The following is a 7,938-nucleotide window of genomic DNA, read 5'->3' as shown; positions in this document are numbered from 1 at the left end:
CCGTGGGTGAGCTCGTCGCGCGTTCCGAGGCCGACCTCCTCGACATCCGCAACTTCGGTGCGAAGTCGATCGACGAGGTCAAGGCGAAGCTGGCCAGCCTCGGCCTGGCCTTCAAGGACAGCCCGCCCGGCTTCGACCCGACCGCCGCCGCGGGCGCCTTCGGTGCGGACGATGACGGGGACGCGGGTTTCGTGGAGACCGAGCAGTACTGAATGCTGCGCCGGGTCGCGGTCAACCCGGCACCGCCTCGACCGTGACACCCGTACTCCTCGAGGGCTCCGGGCGTCAGCGCGGAAAGTAGTGGTGTCCTTACGAAGCGATTTCGGTTCGCTCATCCCGATGAGTGGCCATGTCCTCCCGGGGCATCGGACGGCCATGATCGCCCTCCGGCCCTTGTCGCTGCTCCTGCTGCTCGTACTCGGGCTGGGCGTGCTCTACACGGCATGGGTGGCCCAGGACTGGTCCAGCGGCCAGACGCTGCTGTTCAAGAACGCCCTTGTGGCGGCGGAAGACCGGCAGGAATGCGCCGGCTCGAAAGGCGTTGAACTGCGTAAGTGCCTTTCCCACCCCAGCTACGTACCGTCGGCCGAAGAGGATCTGCGTCAGCAACTCGCCAACGACCGCGCCGTCGCCCCCACCCGGACCATTCCCGGCGCGTTCGGCTGGTCGGCGCAGACCTACGCCTCCCTGCCCGGCTTCGCCGTCGCACTGCTGCTCGGTGCGGCGCTGGTGGCCGGCGAGTGGGAGCGCCGTACCGCCACGTCGCTGCTGATCGCGCAGCCCGACCTGCGCCGCGTGCTGCTGGCGAAGGCGATGGCGCTGTGGACCGTGCTGACCGCGCACATGACCGTGTGCGGGCTGGTGGTCGCCGCGGCGTACGCGGCCTACTTCCAGTCCCACTACGACGTGTACGTACCCACCCCGCACGGCCTCGCGCTGGCCGGATGGACGGCACGGCAGGCGGGAGTCGGCCTGGCGACGATGGCCGTGGCGAGCGTCATGGTCACGCTGATCGCAGCACTCTCCCGTACCCGCGCGCTGACGTTCATAGCCGGTGGCCTGCTGGTACTGCTCGCCAACATGGGGCGTCCATGAAACCGGTGTGGGCGTGGCTGCCCGGCGGCATCCTCGCCGACTGCATGGACTTCCACACGGTCTTCCCGCTGTGGAACCACTGGTGGGGGCCGGCCTCGGGCAGCGGGGTACCACTGTGGCTGCGGGCCGTGCCCACCGTGGCTGTGCTGGCCATGGCCGGCCTGTGGCTGATGCGGAGGGCGGACAGCCGTGACCGCGTCGCATAGCCGCGCGTCCTCCCGCCTGCGGTATGTGTTCCTCGCCGAGGCCCGTAAACTCGCCGCGCCCGTCGTCCTGGCTGCCTTCGCGACGGCCGCACTCGTCGCGCTGATCACCTCCGGGCGCGGCTACCAGCTGGCTGTCTCAAGATTCCAGGACACCGGCTTGGCGGCGGGGCTGGACTCCTGGCCGGGCGCCGTGGCCCTTGCGCTGCGCCACCTGGGCACGCTCGCCGGGCTGCTGGCCGCGGTGGGCGCCGCAGTGGGCGTGGCGGGCGGGGAGTTCGAGGACGGCACGTGGGGGCTGTTGCTGCTGCGGCAGCCCCGCGTCCGGCGGCTGCTCGCGGTGAAGTTCGCCACGGCAGTGGCCGCCGTCGGGGGGCTCGCGGCAGTGCTGGTGCTGCTGCTGCGGGCCGAGGGGCTCGCCCTCGCCTGGCACTACCGGGCCCATCCGGCGCATTTGGCCACGTCGGCGACGATCTCTCCCACCTGGGATCCGCACACCCCGTCCTGGGGGCAGGCGGCGACCACGCTGGGCAGCGTGCTGCTGGTCGTGCTGGTGTACGTCGCCGGCGGCATGGCCGCAGCGGTCGTGCTGCGCGGCGTCGTGCCGGGCGCGGCCGTCGCGCTCGGCGTGCCCGTCGTCTTCGAACCGCTGGTGCTGATCCATCCGCTCGTGCCGTACCTGCCGAGCACCTGGATCGCGGGCTGGCTGCACCTGGCGAACAGGGACCAGTACCAGACATACCTGTGGAACTCGGCGCTGTCCCACGCCCGCTCGGCACTGGACGGCTGCCAGCTGGCGGCCCTGGGGCTGCTCTGCGCAGGTGCCACGCTCGTCGCGGCCACCCGCGACCGCCTTGCCCAGACCTCTGACTGACCGACACATCGCGCACCCGGGAAAGCTCCCGCAGTAAACGCCATTCATGACGGGCGGCTGCTCTTAATGGGGCCGGGGTACCGCGATCTGGAGCGAGTACAGCGATCCAGTCACCGCTCTGGTCGCCGACGGGGAGCAGGCGCGTGCCAGCCGCAGACAAGTTCAGACAATGGGGTCTCGCCGCCCGTCCGGCCGGACCTCTTGCCGCACCCTGCCGGGCTACGCCCGCGCCTGTGCCGCCCAGTCAGGCCGAGGCCGGCCAGCCGCTCCAACTGTGTCCGGTGGCGGTTTTTCTGATGAGTGGCTGGTGGGCTGTCCTGTGTTGATCAGTTTGGCGTGCTGATGTGGGGGCGGCCGCTGGCCCTCGGCCGACCGACAGCATGTCAGCCCCTTGACGTGCAGATGTCTGGGCCGCATTCGTCTGGCGTAGGCCGACGCCGCGCGGTTCCCGGCTGCTTGTGACGTGTAGCCAGCACCGCTCCCGCCCGAGTTCCTGCCGGTGATGACGGACCTGTACCGCTCCCTGAGCGAGACCTGGACACTCGAGCGCCGCTGGAACGCGCCGAGCCTGCAGGCTTGTGCGACATCCCGCGAGTTCACCTGAGCCCCGCTGAGTCCCTGCGCCCGTGGCCAGGGGGTTGTTCCTCCTTCGGGTGCTCTGCGGACTTGTGACGTAACTTCGGGATTCTTGAAGCGTTCTCACCTCGTCCGACCGATCCACAGTCGGGCCGAAGGTGAGGGGGCTTGGGTTGGCGGCGCTGGCAGTCGTACGGGACCTGCGCGAGCACTGGGCGCCCGCGTCGGCGGAGGAACTGAAGCAGTTCGAGACCGACGCGCTATCCGGGTTCGTCCTCGCACGCGCCTCGGCAGGACTGGCTGACGGCACGATCCGCGGGGATGTCGGGCATCTGGACCAGATCAGGTCCTGGTTCGGGCGACCGCTGTGGGACATGGAGCCGGCCGACGCCGACGCGTACTTCGGGAAGGTGCTGCGTGGCTCGCCGAGCGGCACCCGGCTGGCCCGATCACAGGCGCCGACCACGTACTTCATGTTCCTGGAGCTGCGGCACAAGGTCGAGCTGCACAGGATGACCGGCCGGGTCATCGAGTGCCCGATCGACGAGATGAACCGGCCGCGCGGCACGAAGGACGCCCAGCTGCGGATCCCGCCGAGTGAGCCAGAGGTCGGAACGCTCTTCGCCGGCTGGGGTGGTGAGCTGGCCACGTGCCGAAAGTTCGCTCCTACCGCGCGGAACTACACCGCCTCGAAGCTGCTGTCCCAGGTCGGCCTGCGGGTGAGCGAGGCATGCGGGCTCGATCTGGACGACATCAAGTGGGACCTCGGCCGCTTCGGCAAGCTCCACGTCCGCCACGGCAAGGGCGCCCGCGGATCGGGCCCGCGTGAGCGCATGGTGCCGCTGATCAACGGCGCCGACCGGACCCTTCGGTGGTTCATCGAGGACGTCTGGGGCCAGTTTGACGACGACCACACCCGCCCCGGCGCCCCGCTGTTTCCCTCCGAGCGGAAGAACGCCGACGGCTCCTCGCGTCGGGTTGGCGACGACGCCCTGCGAGGTGGACTCAAGGACGCGGCCAAAGCGCACCTGCCCGCTTGGGGCGAGAAGCTGACCCCGCATGTCCTGCGGCATTTCTGCGCGTCCCAACTCTACGGAAACGGGCTGGACTTGCTCGCGATCCAGGAGGTTTTGGGACATTCATGGATCGCCACGACGATGCGATACATCCACGTTCAGCAGACCCGGGTCGAGGACGCCTGGGTCGCCGGGATGGAACGGGCTGCGAAGCGGCTGGAAGGACTGATCCGATGAGGTGGAACCTGCGGCTGACCGCCGCGAACAAAGGGGTCTGGAAGGCTTCTGAGCTCCAGCGGAGCCTGGCCGAGCACGGGTTGGTGATCTCGGCGGGGAAGATGTCCGGTCTGTGGTCCGGGCAGCCCGTCTCGCTCAAGTTGGAGGACCTGGACGTCATCTGTGTCGTCCTCGGCTGTGAGATCGGCGACCTGCTGATCCCCGAGCCGGAGAAGGTCAGCCGCCCGGGGCAGGCGGAGACGGAACGAGCGGCGGTCGGTGCAGGGACCGCCGCACCGGCGGTGATCCCCAAGCGCCGGGACGGCCGGTCGCTGCCACCGGAGTGAACTGGTGGCAAGGTTCCCGAAGGGCTACGTCAAGCCCACCAGCTCCTGCCCAGGTCGCCTGGCCTGGGGCGACTTCCGCGGTCGGCTCTGTCACACCTGCTACATGTTCGGCCGCAGCCACGAAACGGCCGTCTGCATCGGCTGCCAGCGAGTCCAGCCGCTGAAGTGGGAGTACTGCCGTCTGTGCTGGTGCCAGGCCCGGCTCAACGCCAGGACCGCCACCGGCATGCCGACCGTCAGCGGCGAGGTGATGACCCCGTGGCTCCAGGCCGTCCGCCATCACCAGCTCTTCTTCGTGGGACTGCATTACCGCAGAGGATCGGCTCTCACCGTCCTGCACCACGTCAAGGCGCGAGAAGCATCCCGCAGGCCGCCGCCCGTGTCGCGCTCACGGCCGAGAACCGGTTGGAGGCAACTGCCACTGTTCGAGCAGGTTCCGCGTGACTACGGTCGGCTCGACCCGGCCACCGCCGACCTGGCCAGCCCGTGGCTGGCCTGGGCGAAGCACCTCGCCCACCAACTCGCCGAAGCCCGGGGCTGGGGACGCGGCATCCGCTTCGCTGTCAACCGCGGCCTGGCCATCGTGCTCACCGGATACACCGAGGGCGACATCATCCGCCACAGCGAGATATTCACCCCGCTCCGTGCCCTCGACCTGCGGGTTGGCCACGTCATCACGGTCCTTGAGGAGATGGGAGTCTTCCTGGATGACGAGGAACCCTTCTTCGAGCGATGGCTCGCTGAGCGGCTGGAAGGCATTGCCCCCGGCATCGCTGCGGAAGCCGAACGCTGGACCCGAGTTCTGCGCGACGGCGGCCCCCGCAGCCTGTCCCGGCAGCAAGCCACGGTCCGGCTCTACCTCAACCGGGCCCGCCCAGCGCTGTTGGCGTGGTCGAACCGCTACGACCATCTGCGGGAGGTGACCCGCGAAGACGTGCTGGCCCATGCCAAGACACTGCACGGCCGCCACCGCATGGACGAGCTGGTCGCCCTGCGCTCACTGTTCGCCTGGGCCAAGCGGTCCGGCCTGATCTTTCGCAACCCGGCCAGCCGTATCAAGGTAGGCCAGATCGAGTACAGCGTGCTCCAACCGCTCGCACCCGACAAGATCGACCGCTCCGTCGCCGCGGCCACCACCCCTGCCGCCCGGCTTGTCCTCGCTCTCGCGGCGGTGCACGCGGCCCGGGTCGCCCAGATCGCCACTCTCATGCTCGGCGATGTCGACATCGGGAACCGCCGCCTGACCATCGCCGGCCGTGTCCGGCCCGTCGACGATCTCACCCTGAAACTACTGCTGGCCTGGCTGGAATACCGGCGCGAGCGCTGGCCGAACACGGCCAACCTCCACCTGCTGATCAACAACCAGACCGCTACGGGCACTGGTCGCGCCAGTATCCGCTGGATCCGTGGGCCCCTGCGCGGCCAGGAGGCGACTTTGGAACGGCTCCGCGTCGATCGACAACTCGAAGAGGCCATGGCCCAGAGCCCTGACCCCCTCCACCTTGCTGAGGTGTTCGGGCTTCACGAGAAGACGGCCATGCGCTACGCGGAGTCCGCACGAGCTCTGCTGGAGCAGGCTGCCGAGACCGACCCCTGATGGGGATTCTTGGCAACGACTGGTGTTGCCCTCGCCTCACTTGATCCAGTTCTCAACGACTGGGGAGGGCTGGCAGGTATCACGCCGGCGACAAGCCGGTGCCGCGAGGCTGATCAGGTGCAGCCCGTGCTCGCGGCCCTGCTCAAGGCTGTACGAGAATCTTCCGGGCCTACTTTCGCCTCTTCCGCGGGAATGGCCGGCCGTGCCGCGTAGCGGCTGCGCATCGCGTCGCTGGCTGCGGGGCCCGCGGTGAAGACGTAGGCGGCGCTGTCGTCGAGTCGGCGGCCGGTTTTGGCGTCGACGACCACGGGCTCGACTTCCTCGCCGCTGTGCGCGTCGACGAGGATCATGCTGCGCTCCGTCGGCGTGAGGCGGGAGTTGCCCCATGCGGCCAGGGCGACGATCACCGGGCGCAGGGAGCGCCCGAGTTCGGTCAGGACGTACTCGTGCCGGACAGGGCTGGTCTGGTAGGGCCGACGCTCCAGCAGACCGTCCGCGACCAGGGTCTTCAGCCGGGTGGTGAGCATGCTGGAGGAGATGCCCAGGCTCTCCTGGAACTGGTCGAAGCGGGTGTAGCCGTCGAAGGCGTCGTGGAGGATCAGCAGTGTCCACCACTCGCCGACGTGTTCCACCGTCGTGGACAGCGGGCACTCCCGGTCCTCCAGCCTGATCCGGCTTGCCACGGCGACCATCCCCTCAGTTACTGCTAAAGTCGAAGTTAGTAGGTTCTATTTTAGCAGTCGGGACGGGAGCGGCGCCCCGCATACCCGCGCCCGGGAACGGAGCACACCGTGACCACATCCATCAGCGAATCCCTCGAAGGCCGACGCGCTCTGGTCACCGGCGGTACCAAGGGCACCGGAGCCGCGATCGCCCGACGCCTGGCCCAGGCCGGTGCGACCGTGCTGGTCACCGCCCGCAGCCGCCCCGACGACGTCGAGGAGAAGACGTTCATCACCGCCGACCTCTCCACCGCCCAGGGCGCCGCCCACGTCGCCTCCGAGGTGGACGCCCGCATGGGAGGCGTCGACATCCTGGTCAACACTCTCGGCGGCTCCGAGGCACCGGCAGGAGGATTCGCCGCGCTCGGCGAGGACGACTGGGCAAGGGAGCTGAACACGAACCTGCTGGCCGCCGTCCGCCTGGACCGCGCACTCCTCCCGCACATGATCGCCACGGGAAAGGGCGCGGTCGTGCACGTCACCTCGATCCAGCGCCGCATGCCGCTGTGGAACGGCACCCTGGCCTACGCCGCCGCCAAGGCCGCCCTGACCACCTACAGCAAGGGCCTGGCCAACCAGGTCGCCCCGCACGGCGTCCGCGTCAACACCGTCTCGCCCGGCTTCGTCCAGACCTCGGCCGCGGACAACCTCGTCACCCGGATCGCCGACGACGCCGGCATCAGCCAGGAAGCGGCGCTGGGCCGGCTCATGGACTCCCTGGGAGGCATCCCGCTCGGCCGTCCCAACCGGCCCGAGGAGGTCGCCGAGCTCGTCGCCTTCCTCGTCTCCGACCGCGCCTCCGCCATCGTCGGCGCCGAACACGTCATCGACGGCGGCACCACCCCCACCGTCTGAACCCGCCACCACCATCAGGAGTGTCATGCACGACAACCAGCCCCGGACCATCACCCCGGACGACCTCCCCGAGGTGATCACCCGCTACCTCACAGCGCACCGCGCCCACGACACCGCCACCGCGGTCACGACGTTCACCGACGACGCCACAGTGATCGACGACGGCAACACCTACCAGGGCAGCGCCGCGATCGAACGGTGGCTGGACCGATCCGCCACCGAATTCACCTACACCATCCACCTCACGAACGCCCAGCAGACCGACACGGCCCACTACATCGCCACACACCACCTCGAAGGCAACTTCCCCGGCGGCACCATCGATCTCCGCTATCGGTTCACGCTGCGCGACGACCTCATCGAACACCTCGCCATCGAACCCTGAGCCCGCTCCCACACCACCTATTCCCGGCCAGGGGAGAGGCCCCACCCACTCC

The 7,938-nt window shown here is 69.2% G+C and carries 10 protein-coding genes; 9 read left to right on the top strand and 1 reads right to left on the bottom strand.

Annotated features, from left to right (window positions below):
• From ABT288_RS32995 to ABT288_RS32965, 7 genes are all read left to right on the top strand, one after another.
• Nucleotides 1-212: DNA-directed RNA polymerase subunit alpha C-terminal domain-containing protein (locus tag ABT288_RS32995; RefSeq protein WP_351615644.1), on the top strand; the 212-nt coding region annotated here is incomplete at its 5' end.
• A 163-nt stretch (nt 213-375) separates the two neighbouring features.
• Nucleotides 376-1,095: a hypothetical protein gene (locus ABT288_RS32990; RefSeq protein WP_351615642.1), complete on the top strand. Its 720-nt coding sequence runs from the start codon at nt 376-378 to the stop codon at nt 1,093-1,095.
• Nucleotides 1,092-1,301 carry a hypothetical protein gene (locus tag ABT288_RS32985; protein WP_351615639.1) on the top strand — a complete coding sequence of 70 codons (210 nt, stop codon included), beginning with the start codon at nt 1,092-1,094 and terminating at the stop codon, nt 1,299-1,301. Before ABT288_RS32990 ends, ABT288_RS32985 begins: the two co-directional genes overlap by 4 nt.
• A complete protein-coding gene (locus ABT288_RS32980; RefSeq protein WP_351615636.1) occupies nt 1,285-2,172 on the top strand; it encodes a hypothetical protein in 888 nt (295 codons plus the stop codon). Before ABT288_RS32985 ends, ABT288_RS32980 begins: the two co-directional genes overlap by 17 nt.
• A gap of 749 nt (nt 2,173-2,921) precedes the next feature.
• Nucleotides 2,922-4,001, top strand: a complete 1,080-nt coding sequence (locus ABT288_RS32975) for a tyrosine-type recombinase/integrase (RefSeq protein WP_351615633.1) — start codon at nt 2,922-2,924, stop codon at nt 3,999-4,001.
• Nucleotides 3,998-4,327 carry a helix-turn-helix domain-containing protein gene (locus ABT288_RS32970; RefSeq protein WP_067045650.1) on the top strand — a complete coding sequence of 110 codons (330 nt, stop codon included), beginning with the start codon at nt 3,998-4,000 and terminating at the stop codon, nt 4,325-4,327. Before ABT288_RS32975 ends, ABT288_RS32970 begins: the two co-directional genes overlap by 4 nt.
• 4 nt (nt 4,328-4,331) lie before the next feature.
• A complete protein-coding gene (locus ABT288_RS32965; RefSeq protein ID WP_351615630.1) occupies nt 4,332-5,924 on the top strand; it encodes a site-specific integrase in 1,593 nt (530 codons plus the stop codon).
• A 113-nt stretch (nt 5,925-6,037) separates the two neighbouring features.
• Here ABT288_RS32965 and ABT288_RS32960 read toward each other — a convergent pair whose 3' ends face one another.
• Nucleotides 6,038-6,616 (bottom strand): winged helix-turn-helix transcriptional regulator, encoded by a 579-nt coding sequence (locus tag ABT288_RS32960; protein WP_351615627.1) that lies wholly within the window; start codon nt 6,614-6,616, stop codon nt 6,038-6,040.
• Between the two features lie 99 nt (nt 6,617-6,715).
• Between ABT288_RS32960 and ABT288_RS32955 the strand changes: the two genes are divergently transcribed.
• The gene (locus ABT288_RS32955; RefSeq protein ID WP_067045648.1) at nt 6,716-7,501 is read left to right on the top strand and encodes an SDR family oxidoreductase; all 786 of its coding nucleotides are present in this window, start codon (nt 6,716-6,718) and stop codon (nt 7,499-7,501) included.
• A 25-nt stretch (nt 7,502-7,526) separates the two neighbouring features.
• Entirely contained in the window at nt 7,527-7,886 is a 360-nt protein-coding gene (locus tag ABT288_RS32950) for a nuclear transport factor 2 family protein (RefSeq protein ID WP_351548614.1), read from the top strand.
• The last annotated feature ends 52 nt before the right edge of the window (nt 7,887-7,938 follow it).

It is taken from the genome of Streptomyces sp. NPDC001093, from assembly GCF_040298985.1.
GTDB lineage: Bacteria > Actinomycetota > Actinomycetes > Streptomycetales > Streptomycetaceae > Streptomyces.
This window is presented reverse-complemented; position numbering and strand designations above follow the sequence as displayed.

Excerpts from the sequence above, each read along its gene's own strand:
- ABT288_RS32990 (WP_351615642.1), top strand. The coding sequence starts at position 376 with ATGATCGCCCTCCGGCCCTTGTCGCTGCTCCTGCTGCTCGTACTCGGG.
- ABT288_RS32985 (WP_351615639.1), top strand. The coding sequence starts at position 1,092 with ATGAAACCGGTGTGGGCGTGGCTGCCCGGCGGCATCCTCGCCGACTGC.
- ABT288_RS32970 (WP_067045650.1), top strand. The coding sequence starts at position 3,998 with ATGAGGTGGAACCTGCGGCTGACCGCCGCGAACAAAGGGGTCTGGAAG.
- ABT288_RS32950 (WP_351548614.1), top strand. The coding sequence starts at position 7,527 with ATGCACGACAACCAGCCCCGGACCATCACCCCGGACGACCTCCCCGAG.
- ABT288_RS32960 (WP_351615627.1), bottom strand. The coding sequence starts at position 6,616 with ATGGTCGCCGTGGCAAGCCGGATCAGGCTGGAGGACCGGGAGTGCCCG.